The organism is Micrococcus sp. TA1 (assembly GCF_014199555.1).
Lineage (GTDB): Bacteria > Actinomycetota > Actinomycetes > Actinomycetales > Micrococcaceae > Citricoccus.
Map to the genome: position 1 here is coordinate 1,868,697 of NZ_JACHNW010000001.1, position 21,088 is coordinate 1,889,784.

14 protein-coding genes and 1 tRNA gene are annotated in these 21,088 nt (G+C 72.7%); 7 read left to right on the forward strand and 8 right to left on the reverse strand.

Going from position 1 to position 21,088, the window contains the following annotated elements; translation table 11 throughout:
• Positions 1-66 precede the first annotated feature (66 nt).
• Both GGQ69_RS08120 and GGQ69_RS08125 read left to right on the forward strand, forming a co-directional pair.
• On the forward strand, positions 67-522 hold the full coding sequence (locus tag GGQ69_RS08120; protein ID WP_298045318.1) for a tRNA (cytidine(34)-2'-O)-methyltransferase: 456 nt from the start codon (positions 67-69) through the stop codon (positions 520-522).
• A 79-nt stretch (positions 523-601) separates the two neighbouring features.
• A complete protein-coding gene (locus GGQ69_RS08125; RefSeq protein ID WP_183526899.1) occupies positions 602-2,200 on the forward strand; it encodes an anti-sigma factor domain-containing protein in 1,599 nt (532 codons plus the stop codon).
• A 9-nt stretch (positions 2,201-2,209) separates the two neighbouring features.
• Here GGQ69_RS08125 and GGQ69_RS08130 read toward each other — a convergent pair whose 3' ends face one another.
• Entirely contained in the window at positions 2,210-3,010 is an 801-nt protein-coding gene (locus GGQ69_RS08130; RefSeq protein WP_183526902.1) for a PIG-L deacetylase family protein, read from the reverse strand.
• An 11-nt stretch (positions 3,011-3,021) separates the two neighbouring features.
• Entirely contained in the window at positions 3,022-4,587 is a 1,566-nt protein-coding gene (locus tag GGQ69_RS08135) for a S1C family serine protease (protein WP_183526906.1), read from the reverse strand.
• Positions 4,588-4,899: 312 nt separating this feature from the next.
• Here GGQ69_RS08135 and GGQ69_RS08140 point away from each other — a divergent pair, with 312 nt between their 5' ends.
• Together GGQ69_RS08140 and GGQ69_RS08145 are read left to right on the forward strand one after the other, a co-directional pair.
• Positions 4,900-7,026 (forward strand): TPM domain-containing protein, encoded by a 2,127-nt coding sequence (locus GGQ69_RS08140; protein WP_183526909.1) that lies wholly within the window; start codon positions 4,900-4,902, stop codon positions 7,024-7,026.
• A 140-nt stretch (positions 7,027-7,166) separates the two neighbouring features.
• A complete protein-coding gene (locus tag GGQ69_RS08145; protein ID WP_183526911.1) occupies positions 7,167-7,958 on the forward strand; it encodes a PspA/IM30 family protein in 792 nt (263 codons plus the stop codon).
• Positions 7,959-8,118: 160 nt separating this feature from the next.
• On the opposite strand, the gene GGQ69_RS08150 is transcribed toward GGQ69_RS08145, so the two are convergent.
• From GGQ69_RS08150 to GGQ69_RS16845, 3 genes are all read right to left on the reverse strand, one after another.
• Positions 8,119-8,195, reverse strand: a tRNA-Met gene (locus tag GGQ69_RS08150).
• 123 nt (positions 8,196-8,318) lie between these two features.
• Complete coding sequence (locus GGQ69_RS08155; protein WP_183526914.1) at positions 8,319-11,294, reverse strand: UPF0182 family protein; 2,976 nt, start codon at positions 11,292-11,294, stop codon at positions 8,319-8,321.
• A 288-nt stretch (positions 11,295-11,582) separates the two neighbouring features.
• Positions 11,583-12,719 carry a PDZ domain-containing protein gene (locus GGQ69_RS16845; RefSeq protein ID WP_183526917.1) on the reverse strand — a complete coding sequence of 379 codons (1,137 nt, stop codon included), beginning with the start codon at positions 12,717-12,719 and terminating at the stop codon, positions 11,583-11,585.
• A 201-nt stretch (positions 12,720-12,920) separates the two neighbouring features.
• Here GGQ69_RS16845 and GGQ69_RS08165 point away from each other — a divergent pair, with 201 nt between their 5' ends.
• Entirely contained in the window at positions 12,921-14,414 is a 1,494-nt protein-coding gene (locus GGQ69_RS08165) for a zinc-dependent metalloprotease (RefSeq protein ID WP_183526920.1), read from the forward strand.
• Here GGQ69_RS08165 and GGQ69_RS08170 read toward each other — a convergent pair.
• Positions 14,411-15,037: a M48 family metallopeptidase gene (locus GGQ69_RS08170; protein WP_183526923.1), complete on the reverse strand. Its 627-nt coding sequence runs from the start codon at positions 15,035-15,037 to the stop codon at positions 14,411-14,413. The genes GGQ69_RS08165 and GGQ69_RS08170 overlap by 4 nt on opposite strands.
• A gap of 135 nt (positions 15,038-15,172) precedes the next feature.
• Between GGQ69_RS08170 and GGQ69_RS08175 the strand changes: the two genes are divergently transcribed.
• Positions 15,173-16,216 (forward strand): hypothetical protein, encoded by a 1,044-nt coding sequence (locus GGQ69_RS08175; protein WP_183526926.1) that lies wholly within the window; start codon positions 15,173-15,175, stop codon positions 16,214-16,216.
• Here GGQ69_RS08175 and GGQ69_RS08180 read toward each other — a convergent pair whose 3' ends face one another.
• The gene (locus GGQ69_RS08180) at positions 16,217-18,397 is read right to left on the reverse strand and encodes an ATP-dependent DNA helicase UvrD2 (RefSeq protein ID WP_183526929.1); all 2,181 of its coding nucleotides are present in this window, start codon (positions 18,395-18,397) and stop codon (positions 16,217-16,219) included. It lies immediately after the preceding gene.
• A 23-nt stretch (positions 18,398-18,420) separates the two neighbouring features.
• Positions 18,421-19,431 carry an NAD(+) diphosphatase gene (gene nudC / locus GGQ69_RS08185; RefSeq protein WP_183526932.1) on the reverse strand — a complete coding sequence of 337 codons (1,011 nt, stop codon included), beginning with the start codon at positions 19,429-19,431 and terminating at the stop codon, positions 18,421-18,423.
• A gap of 194 nt (positions 19,432-19,625) precedes the next feature.
• On the opposite strand from nudC, the gene GGQ69_RS08190 reads away from it, so the two are divergent.
• On the forward strand, positions 19,626-21,029 hold the full coding sequence (locus tag GGQ69_RS08190; RefSeq protein WP_255459451.1) for a phosphotransferase: 1,404 nt from the start codon (positions 19,626-19,628) through the stop codon (positions 21,027-21,029).
• Positions 21,030-21,088: the final 59 nt, after the last annotated feature.

Here is a 21,088-nt window from a genome sequence, read left to right on the forward strand (position 1 = left end):
CCCTTCCCGGACAATCCGCACCGGGGCGCCCCGCGGAGCCCCGCCCCCGGCACGCCGGGATTCCGGATCCTGTTCCACGCCCCGGAGATCCCCGGCAACACGGGCAACGCGATCCGCCTCGCGGCGATCACCGGCGCCGAGCTGCACCTGGTGGAGCCGGTCGGCTTCGACTTCTCCGACGCCAAGCTGCGCCGGGCCGGGCTGGACTACCACGACCTGGCGGTGCTCACGGTGCATCCGGACCTCCAGGCGGCGTGGGATGCCCTGCTCCCGGCCCGTGTCTTCGCCTTCACCTCCGGTGGGGACACCCTGTTCACGGACGTGTCCTACCGCGCCGGGGACGTGCTGCTGTTCGGGCGGGAGTCCACCGGACTGCCGGACGAGGTGCTGGCGGACCCTCACGTCACGGCCCGGGTCAGGCTGCCGATGCAGCCGGCCCGCCGCTCCCTGAACCTGGCCAACTCGGCGTCCATCGCGGTCTACGAAGCCTGGCGACAGCACGGCTTCGCCGGGGCCGGCTGAACCGCGCACCCGTCATGTTGCGCCACGGTCACGATCCGCGTGGCAGTATCGGCGTCCCGACCCGACTTCCTATGCTGGGATGACCATGGATAAGCGCGCCCCCGGACTGCCCGACCGACCGTCGACGATCGACGACGAGACCTCCCCGTCCACCACGTCACCCTCCGAGGCCTCCGCCCGTCCCGCCCCGACCGCGACGGACCTGGGCCTGCCCGGGCTCGATCACCTGCTCCGTCTCGCCGGTGAGGGCGACCAGGCCTCCTTCTCGGCGTTCTACGACTCCACCGCCCCCTGGGTGTTCGGCCTGGCCTGCTCGATCTTCGCCTCGCGGAACGATGCCGCCGAGGCCACCGTCCTGACCTACGTCCGGGTCTGGGACGCCGCCCCGGACGAGCGCTTCGAGGACGACTCGGCCAAGGCCCGCCACCGTTCGGTGCTGTGCTGGCTGGAATCCCAGGCGCACGAGACGATGACGCGCCTGCTGCGCACCGATGCACTGCCCGACTACGGCTCCGGCCTGCTGCCGGACAACGCCGGAGCGGCCCAGAGCGGGCGGCGCGAACCCACCACCGTGCTCTCGGCGCTGACGCAGGCCCAGTTCGAGGCCCTCGACCTCGCCTGGGCCGGGGGCCGCACCTACCGCCAGGTCGCCGAGGAACTGGGCGTGGCCGTGCCGACGGTCAAGTCACGGCTGCGCGACGGCGTCCAGCGGATCACCAAGCGCTACCAGGAGAAGTTCCTCGGCCGGGTCGGCGAGGAGGACCCGGTCATGCTGCGCGCCGTGACGCCGGAGATCGCCGCCCGGACCGGGACCACCCGCAACTTCACCCTGAACCTCAGTCAGGACCTGGAGAACGGCCTGGCCAGGGAATGGGCGGACCTGGTGGCCCTGGACGCGCTGGACGATCCGGAGCGCGAGGAACTGGACCGGTACGTCTCCCGCCAGGGACCGGAGTTCACCACGCTCTGGCGCGCGCGCGTGGAGAGCGCCCGCAGGACGGTGACCTGGGCCTTCCGCGGCCTGGCCCACGAGCCGCCGTCGTTCCTGCTCGACGAGCTCCTGCACCGGCTGCCGGCCCAGGACGTCGGCATGGGGCTGGTGGACGGGCTCGGCCCCTCGAACGGGACCGCCGCGAGGATGGTGTCCCTGAGCCGGCCGGTGAAGAAGTGGATGCTCGTGGTGGCCGGACTGCTCGTGGTGGCCCTGGGCCTGTGGCTGGTGGTGCGCCTGATCATGGGCCCCAACGTCGTGGCCGCCGTGGACGGCGCCGAGGACTCCTTCACCACCCAGCAGGTCTCGCTCACCGAGGGCGGGTCCATGCAGGGCCACATCTCCCGGGACCGGGACATGGCCTACGTGACCTTCGCCGGCCTGCCCGACCCGGGCGAGGGCAACGTCTACCAGTTGTGGTTGTTCCCCCGCGACGGTGCGGCGCCCAACACCCTGGGGACCTACGACCTGGACGACCTCCAGGACCCGGTGACGTTCCGCGGTATCCAGCGCTACGCCGACCTGGCGGTCACGGTGGAGCCGGAGGGCGGTTCCGAGACCCCGACGTCGGTCCGGCTGGGCGCGGTGGACCTGGTCCACCAGGTCACCCAGGGCCCGATCTACGGAGGCCACCCCAACAACACCCCGGCCCCGCCCGAACAGCAGGACGAGGCCGGGGGCGAGTGACCGAACCGCTCAGAACCCGCTGATGGTGCTCTCGTCGTTGACGGCCACCAGGTGGAACGCCTCGGCGTAGCGCTCGCCGCCGGCCGGTCCCCCGTCCTCCGTGTCCGGGCTCCAGGTCCGGTGCAGCCCCGCCATGGCGTCCAGCACGAACGCCTCCATCCGGGGCACGTCCGGGTGCTGGGAGACGTGGTGGCGCAGGGCCTGCAGCTTCAGCTGCTCCGTCCCGGTCACGTCCACGGCCAGGTTGGTCAGCGAGGCCGGGCCTCCGAAGAGCACCAGCCAGCGCAGCTTGAACGCCTCCAGGCCCTGCTCGGCCAGGTCGGGGTACGCGAAGGGGTTCTCGACCGCCGGATAGGCGGCGCGCACCACGGCCTCGCCGGCGGCCAGGTGATCCGGGTGCGACCGCTGGAGCCGGCTCCAGTCCCGCTCCGGGTGCATGGCGATCACGGCGTCCGGCCGGTGCCGGCGCATCAGGGCCACCACCTGCTTGACCACCTCGTGGCTGGGCTCGAGGTATCCGTCCCGCTCCCCCATGAACTCCACGTCGCGCACGCCCAGCAGGGCGGCCGCGTCGCGCTGTTCCTGCTGCCGGCGTCCGTCGATGGCGTGACGGTCCCGGGGGTCGAAGCCGCCGGCGTCGCCGTCGGTCATCACGCAGTAGGTGACCTCCACGCCGGCCCGCGTCAGCCCGGCCACGGTGGCGGCCGCCCCGAAGTCCAGGTCGTCCGGGTGGGCGCCGAACGCCAGCACGCGGTGCCAGCCGTGCGCGGCGGCGGCCTCGGCCGGGGTGGGCAGCGTCGACCGGCTCACGACCGACGGGCTCACTGCTGCTCCGCCCCGGACACGAAGGTGACCTCGGCCGACTGCTCCTGGCCGTCCCGCATGAAGTGCACGGTGGCGGTGCCGCCCTCGGGGTACTCGCGCACCACCGCGGTCAGGGACTGGCTGTCCGTCACGGGACGGTCGCCGACGCCCGTGATGACGTCGTCCTTCGTCAGCCCGGCCTCCTCGGCCGGGGAGCCCGAGACGACATCAACCACGCGGGCGCCGGCGCTGAAGCCACCGGAGGCCAGCGCGGCCTGGTCCGCGTCGGACACGCCACTGGCCTGGGCGCCGTCGGCCCCGGCCGGGGTGGCAGGCTGCGGGGTCACCGAGACGCCCAGGACCCCGTGCGTGGCCTCGCCGTTCCGGATCAGGTCCTGCGCGATCCGTTGCGCGTAGTCCACGGGGATGGAGAAGCCCACGCCGATGTTCCCGGCCCCCTCGCCGGCACCCCCGGCCGCGGAGGCGATCGCCACGTTGATCCCGATCAGCCGGCCCTCGGCGTCGATGAGCGCTCCACCCGAGTTGCCCGGGTTGATGGCCGCGTCCGTCTGGATGACGTTGATGAAGATGGACCCCGTGGACTGCTGCTGGTCCGGGAGACCGGGGATGCGGAACTCCGGGGCCCCCTCGGCTCCGCCCTCACCGCCGTCCTGAGGGGCAGAGGAGGACACGGAGATGGTCCGGTTCAGCTTGGAGACGATGCCGTCGGTCACGGTGCCGGACAACCCGAGCGGCGCACCGATGGCGATCGCGGCGTCCCCCACGTTCAGGGTCGAGGACTCACCGAGCTCCATCGGGGTCAGGCCCTCGGCGTCGATCTTCACCACGGCCAGGTCCGACTCCGGATCCGTGCCCACGACCTCGGCGGTGTGGACGGTGCCGTCCGCGGTCTGCACCGTGATGTCGGCGTCACCGGAGGCGCCGCCCATGGTCACCACGTGGGTGTTGGTCAGGATGTGGCCCTGGTCGTCGAGGATCACCCCGGACCCCGATCCGGCGGACTGCCCGTCCGTGACCGACAGCGTGACGACGGACGGTGCGGCCTTGGCCGCGGCCGCCGTGACCAGCGTGGCGTCCTCGGTCCGGTTGATGTCCAGGCCGTGGCCCTGCTCCCGCACCGTGCCGCCGTCCTGCTGCTGCGTGGTGCCGGCGGCAGTGTCCGCAGTGTCCGCGGCCGCGTTGACTCCAGCGGCCACTCCGCCACCGGCCAGGCCGGCCAGCAGCATCCCGGCGACGAGCGTGCCGACGCCGACCGTCCGGCGGGCACCGCCCAGCCTGTCGGGCCGGTCTCCGCGGGCACCCTGGTCGCCGGGACCGCCCTGGGGTCCCGGCCCGTACGCGGCCGGGCCGGGTTCCGCGGGGTGTCCGGATCCCGGGGCGGCACCGTAGGCGGGCATCGCCTGGGTCTCGTCCCAGCGGGGGTAGGGATCGCGGCTGGCGGACACCTCGTGCACGTCGTCGCCACGAGGACCCGACGGCGGGGACTCCGGGCGGGGTGGGACGGATCCCCCCGCCTCCCGTCCTGCGCCGGACTGGGGTCCGTGGTGGTCCGCGTCGTTCATGGTCGTCGTCCTTCCTGCCGGTCTCCCGGGTGAGGCGGTCCTGCTCCTGGTCTGGGCCGGGCCTGGTCCGCAGTCCATCCTGCCCGGTGCACCTGTTCGATTGGAGCATGTTCTCTGGAGGATTGCTGGAAGCCGGCTCCATAGTTCGCCGTTGGCGCAGTCGCGCTCGTGGCGATCCGCGCAGCGGGGCCCATAGACTTCAGGAGGAAGCCACAGTCCGCGCGGCGCGACCCTGCCGCCGCCGCCACCGGCCGGCCGACCGTGCCCCCGGTTCAGGGTGTCCCGGCCGGTCAGGGCCATGAAGGGTGATCGATGAAGTCCCACGCCGTCCCGCTCGCACCGCCCCGTCTCTCCCCCGCCGTCCTGGCCCTGGGAGTCACCGGGGCCTCCGCACTGTCCGCCGTGGCCGGACTGGCGCTCGCGGACGCCGCGCGGGCCGCCGTGGACATCCCGCCGGGCGTGTTCGTGGTGGACGAGGCCCAGGTCCTGACCCCCGCCCAGGAGAACGAGATCAGCCAGGCGATCGATGACCTGCGCCGTTCGGAGGGCCAGGGCCTCTACGTCCTCTACGTGGACGACTTCGGGGACGCCGCGAGCAGCGGTGAGTTCATCGCCGAGGTGGCCCAGGACAAGGGCATCGGGGACCAGGAGTCCGTCCTCGCCATCGCCGTCGAGTCCCGCCAGGTCGGCTTCGACGCGCACCAGGCCAACAGCATCGCGCCGCTGCAGCAGGAGATCTCGGCCGAGTACATCCTGCCGGCCATGCCGGCGCCGGGTGACGACGACTGGGTCACTCCCGCCCTGTCCACCGTCGAGGGCATCGCCGATGCGACCGACGGCTCCCTGTCCGGTTCCGCCGAGTCCGGTGAGAGCGGGGGCGGGGCCGGCGGCTGGCTGGCCGGCGGCCTCGTGGCGGCGGCCCTGGCCGGCGGCGGCATCGCCCTGGCCAGCCGCACCCGGAAGAAGAAGGCCGCCGGGGCACAGCCCGCCCGCGGCGCCCAGGGCCCCAGGGACCCGCTGGACGAGATGAGCGTGGAGGCGCTGCGCACCAAGGCGGGCTCCCTGCTGGTCGCCGCGGACGACGCGATCCGGTCCTCGGAGCAGGAGGTGGGCTTCGCGCTGGCCTCCTACGGCGAGGAGTCGGTGGAGACCTTCCACAAGGACATCGAGATCGCGAAGGACCACATGCGGGAGTCGTTCCAGCTGCAGAACCAGCTGGACGACCACATCCCGGACACCGAGGAGCAGCAGCGGGCCTGGCTCAAGGACATCATCGCCCGGTGTGAGGCCGTCGGCGCGTCCCTGTCCGCACACCAGAAGGAATTCAACGACCTGCGCCACCTCGAGGACAGCGCCGACTCGGCGCTGGAGGACCTCAGGGCACGCGCCGACCAGGTCGCCGACACCGTCTCCGGTGCCGAGCAGCAGCTCGTCGACCTGCACGGCCAGTACGCGGACTCGGCCCTCGTGGAGGTCACCGACAACGCCACCCAGGCCCGCGAGCGGCTCCAGTTCGTCCAGGCGGCCGTGGCCAAGGCCGAGCAGTCCCTGGCCGCCTCGGACCGGTCCACCGCCGTCCTGGCCATCCGCGCCGGCGAGGAGGCCGTGGCCCAGACGGTCACGCTGGTGGAGGCCGTGGCCAAGGCCCGCCAGCACCTGGACCAGTCGATGGAGAACCTGCGGGTCGGTGTCAGCCAGACGACCCAGGACCTCGCACAGGCCCGGGCGCTCGTGGACGCCGGCCAGCACCGCGAGCTCGCCGGACCCATCGCCGGCGTGGAGCAGACCCTGGGCCGCGTCAAGGCCGGGTTCAGCTCGGGCCGTCCCGATCCCGTGGACCTGCTGAAGCAGCTGGAGAAGGCCCATCGTCAGCTCGACGCGCCGCTCGCGGGCATCCGGGACCGGCAGGAACAGGAGCGGCGGGCCGCCTCGGCGCTCCAGTCGGCGATCATGCAGGCGCAGGCCCAGATCGACGGGACCCAGGACTTCATCGCGGCCCGTCGTGGCGCCGTCGGCTCCCAGGCCCGCACCAAGGTGGCCGAGGCCGAGCGCACCCTGCAGCAGGCCGTGCGGATCTCCGGCCAGGACCCGGTGACCGCGCTGAACCTCGCGAACCAGGCCAGCTCCCTGGCCGACCGCGCCAGCCAGCTCGCCCAGCAGGACCTCAGCAGCTGGGGCGGCGGCTACGCCGGGGCGGGGTACGGCCACGGCGGCCACCGGGGCGGCTACGGTCACGGCGGCGGGGCCGGCGGGAGCTTCGCCGGCGGCCTCGGCGGGGCCATCCTCGGGGGCATCCTCATGGGCGGCCTGCTCGGCGGTGACCATGACGGTGGTGGTGACTGGGGCGGCGGCGGCTTCGGCGGCTTCGGCGGCGGCGGGCTGGGCGGCGGCGACTTCGGCGGCGGTGGATTCGGTGACGCCAGCGGCGGTAGTTTCTAGGCAGGATGACCCGAGACCAAGGCAGGATGAGAGATGTCCGGCGCCCTCCGGCGTCGGGACCCAACGCCCGGTAGCGGGGCACGGGAGCAGGGGCACCGGAGACGCCGGGGTTCCAGAGAAGCAGAACGGAAGGCGACATCGTGGTTAAGCAGTCCATTTTCGGCCGTATCGCAACCCTGGCGAAGGCCAACATCAACGCCATGCTGGACAAGGCGGAGGATCCGCAGAAGATGCTGGACCAGATGGTCCGCGACTACACCAACAGCATCTCCGAGGCCGAGGCCGCCGTGGCGCAGACCATCGGCAACCTGCGCATGATCCAGGACGACTACAACGAGGACATGGACGCCGCCAAGAGCTGGGGGCAGAAGGCCCTGGCCGCCTCCCAGAAGGCCGACCAGTTCCGCACCTCGGGTGACACCGCCTCCGCGGACAAGTTCGACAACCTGGCCAAGGTCGCGATCGAGCGCCAGATGGACGCCGAGCGCCAGGCGAAGGCCGCCGAGCCGACCATCGCCTCCCAGTCCGAGATCGTGGACAAGCTCAAGACCGGGCTGGACCAGATGAAGACCAAGCGCCAGCAGCTGGTGTCCAAGCGCGACGAGCTGGTGGCCCGCGCCAAGTCGGTCCAGGCACAGTCCGCCGTGCATGACGCCGTGAAGTCGATCGACATCCTGGATCCCTCCTCGGAGGTCAACCGGTTCGAGGAGAAGGTCCGCCGCGAGGAGGCCCGGGTCCGCGGCCAGAACGAGCTGGCCGCCTCGTCCCTGGACGCCCAGTTCGAGTCCCTGGAGGACCTGGGCGAGCAGACCGAGGTCGAGGCCCGCCTGGCGGCGCTGAAGGCCGGCAGCACGCAGTCCCTCACCGCCGGCAACGGCTCCGCCGCAGGCGAGGTCGAGCTGGACTACACCCAGGGCTCCACCACGAACTGAGCCCCGTCCCCGCGAAGGCTCCGGCCCGGCAGCACGTGCTGCCGGGCCGGAGCCTTTCTGCGGGCGGGACCGCCGGCGTGCGGGGCCACGCGGACCTGATGCCTCCGGGTTAACGAGCAAGGCCCCCTGACCGGGACGAATCCGGGTCAGGGGGCCTTAGTGGTTGCGGGGGCAAGATTTGAACTTGCGACCTCCGGGTTATGAGCCCGGCGAGCTACCGAACTGCTCCACCCCGCGTCGACTTCAATGACTATACAGACCATGCGGCACGAACTCAAATCGTCGGCGCGGGGCCCCGGGAAACACTTCGGGGGCAGGTCTCCCTGCCCCCGAAGCCGGAGAGTGCGCCGGCGGCCGCGGTCAGCCCTCGGTGCCGGCACCCTCCGTGGCGCCGTCCGTGGGCTGCTCGGCGCCCTCGGCGGGCGCCTCGCCTCCCTGGGCGTTGTCCGGGGCGGCACCGCGGATCTCGTCGTCCGCCTGTGTCGCCCGCGTCAGCGCGTCGTTGAGGCGCTTCTGCGCCTCGCCGTACGCTGTCCAGTCGCCCGAGGCCAGGGCCTCCTCGGAGGCCTGGATCGCCTCGTTGGCGTCCGTCAGGGCCTGGCTGAGCTTCTCCTGGGCGCTCTGGTTCTCCGGAGCCTGCGGCTGGGAACCGGGCTCCCCCTCCCCGGGTTCCGTGGAGGGGTCCTGTCCGTCGGCCGTGGAGGCCCCGGAGTCACCCTCGAACACCTGGTCCAGGGCCTCCTCCAGGGTGTTGGCGAAGCCCACCTCCTCGCCGAAGGCGACCAGCACCTTGCGCAGCGTGGGATAGGAGGTCGGGCCGGTCGACTGGATGTAGACCGGCTGGACGTACAGGATGCCCTCGGCCACCGGCAGGGTGATCAGGTTGCCGTTGATGACCTCGGAGGCACCCTGGCGCAGCAGGTTCAGCTCCTGGGAGACCTGGGCGTTGGAGTCGAAGTTCGCCTGGGCCTGGCCCGGTCCCGGGATGGCCGTCTGGCGCGGCAGCTCGAGCAGTTGCAGGTGCCCGTAGCCCTCGGCCTTCTCGCCGTCCTTGCCGGTGCCGGCGTCGCCGTTGGCGGACAGGAACCCGTACAGCACGTTGCGCTGCTGGGCGCCCTGGGTGATCTGCGGGATGAAGTTGCTGGTCAGGGAGAACGCCGGCTCGTCCTTGCCCGGCATCCGCAGGGTCATGTAGTAGGGCGGCTGCTTGACCGTCGGGTCGTCCTGGGTCGGATCGGCGGGGACGGACCAGGCGTCGTTGTTCTGGTAGAAGTCCACCGGGTTGGTCACGTGGTAGCGGCCCAGGAGCTCGCGCTGGACCTTGAACATGTCCTCCGGGTAGCGGACGTGGTCCATGAGGTTAGCGCTCATCTCCGAGTACGGCTGCAGGGAGGTCGGGTAGACCTTCTGCCAGGCCTGCAGCAGCGGGTCCTCCTCGTCCCAGGCGTACAGGGTGACGGAGCCGTCGTAGGCGTCCACGGTGGCCTTCACCGAGTTGCGGATGTAGTTCACCCGGCCGGTGAGGTTGGTCGCGGCGTCCGTGTTGAGGGCGTCCCGGGTCGCGGAGTCCAGTTGCTGCGCGGTGGAGTACGGGAAGGAGTCCGAGGTGGTGTATCCCTCCACGATCCACTGCACGCGCCCGTCCACGATCGCCGGGTAGGCGTTGGAGTCGACGGTCAGGTACGGGGCCACCTTCTCGATCCGCTCGACCGGGTCACGGTCGTAGAGGATCTGCGACTCGGAGTTCACGTCCGAGGACAGCAGGATCTCCGTGGAGCCGAACTTGATGGCGTAGACCAGCTGGTTGAAGAACCCGCCCACGGACGGCCCACCCTCACCGGTGAAGCTGTAGCTGGTGTCCTGTTCGCTGCTGGCGTCCTGCGGCCGGTCACGCTCACGCGCCGGGGCGTCCTCTGGGGCCCCGACGATCGAGTAGCTCGGGGAGTTCGTGCCGAAGTAGATGCGGGGCTCGTAGCTCGTGTCGTCGCCCAGCACGCCCTTGGTGGGGATGCCGGAGAGCAGGAAGGACGGACGGCCGCCCGCAGCGACCTCGGAGGCATCCGCGGCGACCACGCCGTACCCGTGGGTGTAGATGATGTGCTGGTTCACCCACGAGGACGTCGGGTCCACGTTGACGTCGCGCACAGAGATGATGGTGTCCTGCTTCTCGCCCTCGACGTCGTAGCGGTCCACGTGCAGGGTGTCCGGGAAGTAGTAGTACGGCCGGAACTGCTGGAGCTGGCCGAACGTGCGCGAGAGCAGGTTCGGGTCCATCAGGCGGACGTTCTCCGTGTTCTCGGCCTCGCCCTCGAGGCTGCCCGCCTGCGCGTCGGTGGAGCCGGCGTACTGCGTGGCCTCCACCGCCGAGAGCCCGTAGGCCTCACGCGTGTGCTCGATGTTCCGGGCGATGTAGTCCTGCTCGAGGGTCTCCTCGGAGGGCTTGACCTGGTACTCCTGGATGAGGAACGGGTAGGCGGCGCCGGCCACGATGGCCGCGACCACCAGGACCGCGGTGCCGACCAGGGAGATCCGCCACCGGCCGGAGAAGGCGGTGACGACGAACAGGACGGCCACCAGCAGGGCGGCCACGGCCAGGATCGTGGAGGTGGGGATCACGGCGTTGACGTCCGTGTACATGGCCCCGGCCCAGGTGCCGTCCTGCGACTGCAGGGTCCGGTAGCGGTTGAGCCAGTAGTTGGCCGCCTGCAGCAGCAGGAACAGCGCGGCGAAGACGGCGATGTGCACGCGGGCCGGGCGCTCGATGACGACCCCGCCCTGCTCCTTCACCCGGACGCTGCCGTACAGGTAGTGCACCAGCAGCCCGGCGATGCCCGCGATCAGCACCACCGAGATCAGGTAGCCGACCACGAGGCCGAGGAAGGGCAGCGTGGCCATGTAGAAGGTGTAGTTCAGCCCGAACTCGGGATCCGTGACCGCTTCCCCGGGTGCCCCGGCGTAGGGCACCTGGTTGAAGAACAGCAGCACGTCCTGCCAGGCGTTCATCGCGGCGGACCCGGCGAAGAAGCCGATCACCACGGGGATGCCGATGAAGACCAGGCGCCGCATCGGCTCCAGCTGCCTCTGGTACTGGGCCAGGCTGTCCCGGGTCTGGGTGTGCAGGTTCTGCGGCCGCCTGCGCCAGGCCAGCCACATGGACAGCCACACGGCGGCGCCCATGATGGCGCCGCCGATCAGGAACAGGGCCGCCCGCGTCCAGATCTCCGTCCAGAAGACCTCGGAGTACCCGATCTGGTTGTACCAGAGGACGTCCGCGTAGATGCCGGCGAAGAACATGAACAGCACCGCGAGCGCGGCGACCACCACGATCGTGAGCACCAGCGCCGAGGGGCGCCGTGGCCCGGTGGGCCGCCCGCCGGGACCGGAGGCGCCGGCCTCATTGCCGCCGCCGGGCTCGCCGGGACGGCCGGGGCCACCCGGTCTGCCCGGGCCGGACGCCCCGCCGCCGAACAGTCCACCCGGACCGCCCGGGCCGCGGTCGCCACCGCGTCCATCGTCAGGTCCCCCGAAGAGACCGCCAAACCCTTGTCCGAAACTCACGTGCCCTTACCCCTCTGCGCCGACCGGCGCACTTCGTCTCCAGTTGTCCAAGTCCTCACCCGCACCTCAGCCACAGGCCGGGGCCCGCGGTGCCTGCCCCTTGCCGAGGGCCTCCACGGCGGACCTGGCCTCGTCCAGGGTGCCCACCGCGTACACGTCGATGCCCTCCGGGACCCGTCCTGCCAGCACCTCGCAGTTGCCGGCCGGGGCGAGGAAGTGCTCGGCGCCGGCCTCGCGGGCCCCGGCCACCTTCTGCACGATGCCGCCGATCTCCCCCACGGTGCCGTCGGGGTCGATGGTGCCCGTGCCGGCGATGTGCCGGCCCCCGGTCATCGCGCCCGGGGTCATCTCGTCGATGATCCCCAGGGCGAACATCATCCCGGCGCTGGGGCCGCCCACGTCCTCCAGGGAGATCGTCACGTCCACCGGGAACTCGAAGTCGGAGTCCAGGTAGACGCCCAGCAGCCAGCTGCCGTCCGGTCCGGGGTACACCGGGACCTGGACGGTGCTCCCGGTCCCGTCGCGGACGATCCCCAGGTCGACGGTGTGCCCGTCCGACCGGTTGAGCTGGTCCTTCAGTCCCTCGAGCCCGGTCACCTCGACGCCACCGGCGGAGACGAGCTGGTCCCCGGCTTGCAGCACCCCGGTCGCCTGGGACTCCGGGGCGAAGTCCGCCACGAACAGTTGCTGCCGGTAGTCGATCCCCAGGTTCTCGAGCGCGGCGGCCACGGCCCAGTTCTGCGAGGTGGTCATCGCCAGGTCGTTCTCCTCGGTGACCTCCTCGGACGTGGTGCCGGAGGGGTAGACGAGTTCGCTGGGGATCAGCGTCTGGGTGGGGTCGGCCCAGCCGGCGACCACGTCCAGGAAGGTGGTCCATCCGGTCGGCGGCCCCGACACGTAGACGGTGGTCAGGTCCAGGGCACCGTCGGTGGGATAGGTCCGGGCGCCGTCCACGGTGATCACGGGCGAGCCGTCGTGTTCTCCGATGGTGTTGAAGGTGGGGCCGGGCGACTCGATGATGTAGGGGGTGGGCAGTGCCAGCGCCGTGAGCGTCAGGATCCCGGCCACGCCCCCGGAGGCGATCGTCAGCCGGCGACGGCGGCGCGAGGCCCGGGAGCGTCGCGCGGCCTGGGCGAAGGAGACCGGGGCGCCGGATCCGGGCGCGGCCGACGGCGTCGTCGGCGGGTGTCCGTTCTCTCGCACGGCGGGGCACCTGTCTTCATGGGCTACTGCACCGGATGGCGGCGTGCACCGTCCGGGTGGCAGGGGCGGGCCTCCCGGACGGGTCCGGGAGGCTCTGGTCTGCACTTCATTCTAGGGGGTGCGGCACGCCGGCTGTGCGCCCACAGTGAACCGGTGCGTGCGCTGCGGACACGGGCCTTTGGCGCGGATACTCTGGTGGCCATGACGAATCCCCCCAACGGCCCCGGTTCCTCTGACGGAGACGACCCGCTGTCCGAGATGCTCCGCCGGATGTTCGGCGGCGACGGTCCGGACCCCGAGGAGTTGCGCCGCGCCCTCGGCGGGATGGGTGGCGGGCCGGGCGCCGGCCCGGGCGGCATGCCCGGCGGGCTGCCGTTCGACCCCTCGCAGCTCGACCCGGCCATGATGGGCCAGATGATGCAGCAGTTCCAGGCCATGATGCAGTCCTCCCCCGAGGACGGCCCGGTGAACTGGACCCTCGCCCGCCAGTCGGCCCGCCAGGCCGTCGCCGGCCAGGACCCCACCGTCGGCACGTTCGCACGGCGGGAGATCGACGAGGCGTTGCGGCTGGCCGAACTCTGGCTGGACGGTACCACCGAGATCGAGTCGACAGGCCTGCTGGGCAAGGCCTGGTCCCGTGCCGAGTGGGTGGAGGCCTCCATGGACACCTGGCGCCGGCTGACCGAGCCCGTGGCCGTGTCCATGTCCGAGGCGATGACCCGCGTGATGAACGAACAGCTCCCGGGCCAGGTGCCGGAGGAGATGCAGGGCATGCTGGGCGGCCTGCAGCCGATGCTCAAGAACCTCGGGGGCACCATGTTCGGCCTCCAGCTCGGCCAGGCGGTCGGGGCGCTGGCCCAGGAGGTCCTCTCCGGCACCGATCCCGGCTTCCCCGTGGCGGGCCACCAGCTGGCCATGGTGCCGGTGAACATCGAGGAGTTCGGCGACGGCCTGCAGGTCCCGGACGACCAGATCCGGATCTACCTCGCCCTGCGCGAGGTCGCCCGGATGCGCCTGTTCGTCCACTCCCCGTGGCTGGAGCGGGACCTGTACGCGGCCATCGAGCAGTACGCGGCCGGGGTCCACATCGACATGTCCCGGATCGAGGAGGCCGCGCGGTCGATCGACCCGACGGACCCGGAGTCCATGCAGGCCGCGTTCTCGGGAGCGTCCTTCATCCCCGAGCCCACCGGCCCCCAGAAGGCGGCCCTGGACCGGCTGGAGACGACCCTGGCGCTCATCGAGGGCTGGGTGGACGTGGTGGTCACCGAGGCGGCCGCCCCGCTGGACGCGGCGAACGCGCTGCGGGAGACGATCAACCGCCGCAGGGCCACCGGCGGACCCGCCGAGCACGCCTTCGGGGCACTGGTCGGCCTCGACCTGCGCCCCCGCCGCTTGCGGGAGGCGGCCACCCTGTGGGAGACCATCGGGGCCGAGAAGGGCCGGGCGTACCGGGACGACATCTGGCGACACCCCGAACTGCAGCCCACCGGCGAGGACCTTGACGACCCGGCCGGGTACGTTGCCCGGCGCGAGAAGCGCGAACAGGCGGCGGCCGGTTTCGACGACGACCTGCGCAAGCTGCTCGAGGGCGGGTACGACGACCATGAGGGCCGGGGCGACCAGGACCGCGGCGAGGACACCGGCGGCCCGGACGGTTCCGGCCAGCCCGGGGACCGCCCCTCGGCGGGTTAGCCTCCGGCTTCGTCCCCGTCCGGGCCGTCCGGCTCCCCGTCCGGGGCGGACAGGCCCCGGCCGGTCGCGAAGCTGACCCCGGACAGGAAGGCCATGGCCTCGCGCTGCCTCGGGTAGCGGTCCGCCAGGGCGTGGAACGCCGCCGTGTGGTTGGCGTGCTCCAGGTGTGCCAGTTCGTGGACGATCACCCCGTCCAGGACCCAGCCGGGCATGTCCGCCAGTTCCGTGGACAACCGGATGCGGCCGGTGCTGGGCGTGCACGATCCCCAGCGCCGCTGCTGCCGGGTGGACCAGACGACCTCGCGCGGGTCCACCCGTCCCTCCAGGTACCGGCCGGCCAGCGCCCGGGCGCGGGACAGGAGCTCGCCGTCCGAGGCCGGGCCCTGCGGCCGTCGTGCCTCCACCTTGCGGATCATCCTGCGTGCCCACTCGTGCTCCTCCTCGGAGGCCAGCCCCATGGGCACGGACACCTGAAGTCGCCCTTCCCGCCAGGACGCCGAGATGGTCCGGGTGCGCCGGGCCGAGCGCACCAGGCGCACCGGGGTGCCGTCCACCTCCAGGTCCAGGGTCTGGCGGGTGGGCCGGGCGGGGCCGGCGGGGCGTCGTCCGCGCGTCGAGGTCATGGGTCCATTCTGCCGTCGCGCACCGGCCGGCCCGGGACCCGCGGGGAGGGTTGTGGACAACCCCGCCGCGGTCGGCCGCTGTGGTGTCACGATGGTCGGACGACCCCAGCCCCGCCTGGTCACCCGAGGAGTCCCATGCGCCTGAACCCCGGCCTGTCCCTGGTCCGCCTGACACCGGACGCCGTCCAGATCGGGTCCGGCACGGGGTCCACCCAGCTGTCCGGCTGTTCGCCCGAGGTCCTCGCGTTCCTGGACCGGATGCAGTCCGGGATCGAGGACGGTCGGGAACCGGACGTGGTGCGCGACTGCGGGCTGGACCCCGCGGAGGCCCGGGCGCTGGTCTCCTCGCTGGAGGGCTTCCTGCACCGGCATCCCTCCCCGGCCGGCACCGGCCCCGGTCACGCCGCCGACGTCCTCGCCCAGGACGTCGCCACGGCCCTGGCCGTCGACCACGGCCCGGTGGACTCCCGGGAGCGTGCCGCCCAGATCGTGTCCCGGCGTCACCGGGCCGGTGCACAGGTCCTCGGACTGGGCCGGACCGGCGCGGCCGTGGCGCGCAGCCTGGCCGCGGCCGGCGTCGGCCGGCTGGTCCTGTGGGACTGCACCGAGGTGGCCACCGGGGACCTGGGCACCGGGTACCTGCCCGCCGACCTGGGACGGATCCGTCCGGTGGCCCTGGCCCGGCGCATCGACGACCTCGGCCTCGACCCCGTCGTCCTGCCGCTCACGTCCCCGGCCAGGCCGGGACCGGGCGGTGACGTCACCGTGCTGGTCACCCTCGGCGCGGTCGATCTCGAGGCCGTGGCCCTGGCGCGCGCCGCCGACCACCCGCTGCTGCCGGTCGTGGTCCGGGACGACGACGTGCTGGTCGGACCGTGGTGCGCGCCCGGGGCGCCGGGCTGCCCGCTGTGCTGGGACCTGGCCGCGGCGGCCACGGATCCCCTGCGTTCCACGCGGACCGACGCGCTGCTGGCGGCACGGGCCGGCCGGGAGGAGCTTACCCTGGCCACGGCCGCCGGCGCCCTGGCGGCCCGGCAGCTGCTGCAGTGGATCGACACCGGAACGGTCACGGACGGCACGATGCTGCACCTGCAGGCCGCCTCGGGCCGCGTGGACACCCTGACGGTGCCCCCGCACCGGGACTGCGGGTGCGTCACCGGGGCAGCCGTCCCCGGGTGATCAGGCCGGGGTGGTCCCGTTGACCAGTTCCAGCACGTCCTGGCCGTACTTCTCCAGCTTGGACCGGCCGACCCCGGGGATCCGCAGCAGCTCGGCGGGGGTCTTCGGGGCGGCCTCGGCGATCGCCACGAGGGTGGCGTCCGTGAACACCACGAAGGCCGGCAGGGAGGCCGCCTGGGAGGTGGACAGCCGCCAGGCCTTGAGCTCCTCGAACATGGCCTCGTCATAGGTGGCCGGGCAGTCCAGGCACCGACCGGTCTTCCGCTCGGCTCCGGTCTCCAACAGGGCCCCGCACGTGCGGCAGAGCGCCGGTTGCGAGCGCTTGCGGCCGTTGCCCCGCGTGCCGGTGCCGTTCCCGCCCGGACCGGAGGGCCGGCGTCGGGACTGGGCCCCGTGCCGGGATCCGGCCTCCGGGTCCAGCGCCTCGAGGAACCGGGACGGCTTGCGGGTGGAGCGCCCTCCGGTGCCGCGGGCCAGGGTCCAGGTCAGGAACAACCGCAACCGGGCCCGGGTGATGCCCACGTACAGCAGCCGCCGTTCCTCGTCGATGTCCTCCTGGGTCTGGGCGAAGCTGATGGGCATCAGGCCCTCGGACAGCCCGACCAGGAACACGGCGTCCCACTCCAGGCCCTTGGCGGAGTGCAGGGACGCGAGGGTGACACCCTGGACGGTGGGGGCGTGCTGGCTGGCGGCCCGCTCGTCCAGCTCGGCGACCAGGTCCGTCAGCGTGAACTGGTCTCCGCGCGCGGCGGCCAGCTCCTCGGACAGGGCGACCAGGGCGTTGAGGGACTCCCACTTCTCCCGCACCGCGCCCGAGGCCTGCGGGGCGGTCTCCGTGAAGCCCAGCGAGGCCAGCACGTCCCTCACCCGGCCGGGCACCTGGTCCCCCGCCACGTCCTGGGCGGAACGGGCCGCCGCGCGGAGCTGCAGGATGCCGTCGCGCACCTCGCGGCGAGAGAAGAACCGCTCTCCACCGCGCAGCTGGTAGCCGATGCCGGCGGCGGCGAGGGCCTGTTCGAGGGCCTGGGACTGCCCGTTGGTGCGGAACAGCACGGCGATCTCCGCGGCGGTGATCCCCTCGTCCAGCAGCGTCTTCACCTGGGCCGCGACCCAGCCGGCCTCGGCCTCGTCGTCGGTGCACTCGGCGAACACCGGGGCCGGCCCGTGCGGGCGCTGGGAGACCAGCTCCAGCGGCTCGGCCCAGCGGGGCATCGGCCCGCGGGTGCCGTCCGGACCGGGGATCGGCACCTGCTGCCGGGTCCGCTCGTCCAGCAACCGGTTGGCCAGGTCCACGATCTGGGGGGTGGAGCGGTAGTCCCGGACCAGCTTCACGACGGTGGCCTCCGGGTACTGGGCCCGGAAGTCCAGCAGGAACCGGGAGGTCGCCCCGGTGAAGGAGTAGATGGTCTGCGAGGCGTCCCCGACGACGCACAGCTCCTGCCTCCCGCCCAGCCAGAGGTCCAGCAGCCGGTGCTGCAGCGGGGAGACGTCCTGGTACTCGTCCACGATGAACACCCGGTACTGGTCCCGGACCTGGGCCGCGATCTTCGGCTCGGTCTCCAGGATGCCGACCATCAGCAGCAGCACGTCCTCGAAGTCGATGAGGTTGCGGTCGGACTTCACGTCCTCGTAGCCCTGGTAGAGGCGGGCCACCCCGTTCGCGTCCCACCCGGCGGGCATCTCCCGTCCCGCCGCGGCGGCGGCGTAGCCGTCCGGGGTGTGCATGGACACCTTCGCCCACTCGATCTCCCCGGCCAGGTCCCGCAGGGCGGCACGGTCCGTGGTGGTCCGCAGGCGCCGGGCCGCCTCGGCGAGCAGGTTGACCTTGTACTCGACCAGTTCCGGCACCGTTCCGCCCACGACCTGGGGCCAGAAGTACTGCAGCTGGCGCAACGCCGCGGAGTGGAAGGTACGGGCCTGCACCCCGTGCGTGCCGAGGTCCCGCAGCCGGGTGCGCATCTCGGCGGCGGCCCGGGCGGTGAAGGTGACCGCCAGGGTGCGGTGCGGGTCGAACACGCCGGTCTGCACCCCGTAGGCGATCCGGTGGGTGACGGCGCGGGTCTTGCCGGTGCCGGCCCCGGCCAGGATGCACAGGGGTCCGTTCAGGGTGGTGACGGCCTGGCGCTGCTCGGCGTCCAGGCCCGCCAGGATGTCGCGGGGTTCCTCGGGGTGTTCGGTCACGGTTCTCCGGTAGGTGCTCTCGGTCAGTTCTGCAGGGTGCGGGGTTCGGGCAGGTCCCCGCCGAACCAGTGCTCGATCAGTGCCCGGGAGATGGACGTGGCCCCCGGGATGGTGATGTCCCCGGCGGCCACCTGGTCCCGGAGCTGCTCCCGCGTGAACCAGCGCACCTCGGCGAGCTCCTCGCCGTCGGCCGCGGCGGCATCGGGCTCGTCCGTGACGGCCGAGAAGCCGAGCATGAGCGACTGCGGGAAGGGCCAGGGCTGGGAGCCCAGGTATTGCGGTGAGTGCACGACGAGCTGGGACTCCTCGTGGATCTCCCGCACCACGGCGGCCTCCAGGGACTCCCCCGGTTCCACGAAGCCGGCCAGCGTGGAGAACCTGCCCGGCCCCCACGCGGTGTTGTTGCCGAGCAGGATCCGGTCGTCCCGGTCCGTGATGGCCACGATGATCGCCGGGTCGGTGCGCGGGAAGTGCTCGGAGCCGTCGGCGGGACAGACCCGGACCCAGCCGGACTGGGCCGGGGTGGTCGGCGTCCCGCAGCGGGGGCAGTGCGTGTGGGTGGCGTGCCAGTTGGCGATGGCCTGGGCCTCGACGAACACCCCGGCGTCCCGGTCGGCCAGGGCCGCGGCCACGTCCCGCAGCCCGACCCAGTTCACGTCCTCCGGACGGTCCACGGGCACCCCGCCGGCCTCGGGACCCGCCAGCCGGGGGTGCTCGTCCGCGGTCAGCAGGATCAGTTCGGCGCGCACGGCACCGGTCCCGCCCGTGGCCGGGTCCGGGCTCACGAGGGCGGCCGCGGACCGGCCGAGGTAGACGGCGCCGTCCGGCAGGTCCCCCTCCGGACGGGCCAGCACGAGCTGACCGCCCAGGACGGGGGCGCGCCTGCCGCTGAGCCACAGCACCCTGGCCTCCGGACGGGTCCAGGCCTCCTGCAGCCACCCCTCGTGGGCGCGCACCTCGCAACCGCGGTCCACGTCCTCCCGGGCCAGGGGCAGCCGGCCCAGGGCAGGCAGGGTCTCATCCGGAATTCGCATGCCTCCAAGGTACCGTCCGGCGGGGACGGTCCAGGGGCCGCCCGCCCGGTTGTGGACGATCCCACACGGCGGCGGCGGACGGGGCCCGCCCGGTGCACACCGCACCTCGAGGTGTCATTCGGGCGACTCGCCGCCCCGCACGAGCCGCGCACGGGCGGCGGGAAAGTACGGTTGGGTACGTGAACCGTACGCCCATGGAACTTGCTGCCTTGGCCAGCGCCGCGATCCCGGACCTGGCTCCGACCGGCGTGGTCGGCTCGCCGGACGATCCCCGCGACTTCTCCGCCGCCGTCGTGCTCGACCGGCAGGGGAACCGGTGGCGCGTGCGCTCCCCCCGCCACGAGGAGGCCGCCATGCGGCTGGAGACCGAGCTCCAGGTCCTCTCCGGGTTCACCCCCGCCGTCCGCGCCGCGCTGCCCTTCCGCGCCCCCTCCGTGGCCGGTGCCGTCCGGATCGACGGGCTGCGCACCTTCGTCTACCACGACATGCCCGGCCGCGAGCTGGAGATCGAGGAGCTGGCGGGGCTGGGACCCCGCGGCATCGACGACATCGGCCGGGTCATCGCCGCCGTGCACGCCCTGCCGGCCGAGGTGGTGGAGAACGCCGACCTGCCGGTGTACACCGCCGACCAGTTCCGCCAGCGCCGGCTCAACGAGCTGGACCAGGCCGCCACGACCGGACGGATCCCCGCCGTGCTGCTGCGCCGCTGGGAGAACGCGCTCGAGGAGATGGAACTCTGGGACTTCACCCCGGTCGTGGCCCACGGGGACCTGCACGAGGACAACCTGCTGGTGGACCGCGGCCGCGTGGTGTCCGTGACCGGCTGGACCGACCTGCACATCGGGGACCCGGCCGACGACTTCTCCTGGCTGGCCTCCTCCGGTGACCAGCAGTTCACCGACGCCGTCGTGAGGTCCTACTGGCAGCACCGCACGGGCGGGACCGTGGCGGACGAGCACCTGATGCGCCGCGCGGCGCTGGCCGCCGAGTTCGCGCTCGCCCAGTGGCTCGTCCGGGGCGTCGCCAACGACGACGAGGACATGGCGGCCGAGGCCGAGGCCATGCTCCTGGAGCTGCGGGACGACGTGGAGGACCACGGTGGCCAGGAGATCAGCCTGGCCCGGCCCGGCCCGCGCCCGGTGACGACGCCGGCCGCCGCCGCCGTGGTGGCGGCCGCGGACACGGCATCCGACCTGGGCGCGAGCGCGCCGGCGTCCCCGGTCGCCGAGGGGACGGGCTCGCACGCGGCCGGGCCCCCTGCGCCGGAGGCGCGTGACATGGACGACGAGGACCTCGTGGACGGCGAGGACGATGAGGACGACGCCGTCATCACCGACCACGACCCGGTGGACACCCCCGAGGCAGGAACCGGGGACGAGGACGGCGCAACCGAGCACGCGCCCGAGGCGGGATCCGAGGTGGGGTCCGAGAACGAGGGCGGCGCCACCGGGCACGCGCCCGACGAGGCCGTGGACCAGCCCGGAGGTGACACCGGGTTCTCGGGATCGCACCGCGCCGAGGAACCGCCCACGACCACCCTGGATCTCGACGAGGTCCGGCAGCTGCGGATCGAGCGGGACACCGGCTCGCCCTCCTGAACCGGCTCGCCCTCCTGAACCGGCTTGCGGTCCTGAACCGGCCCGGCGCGGCCGGGCCG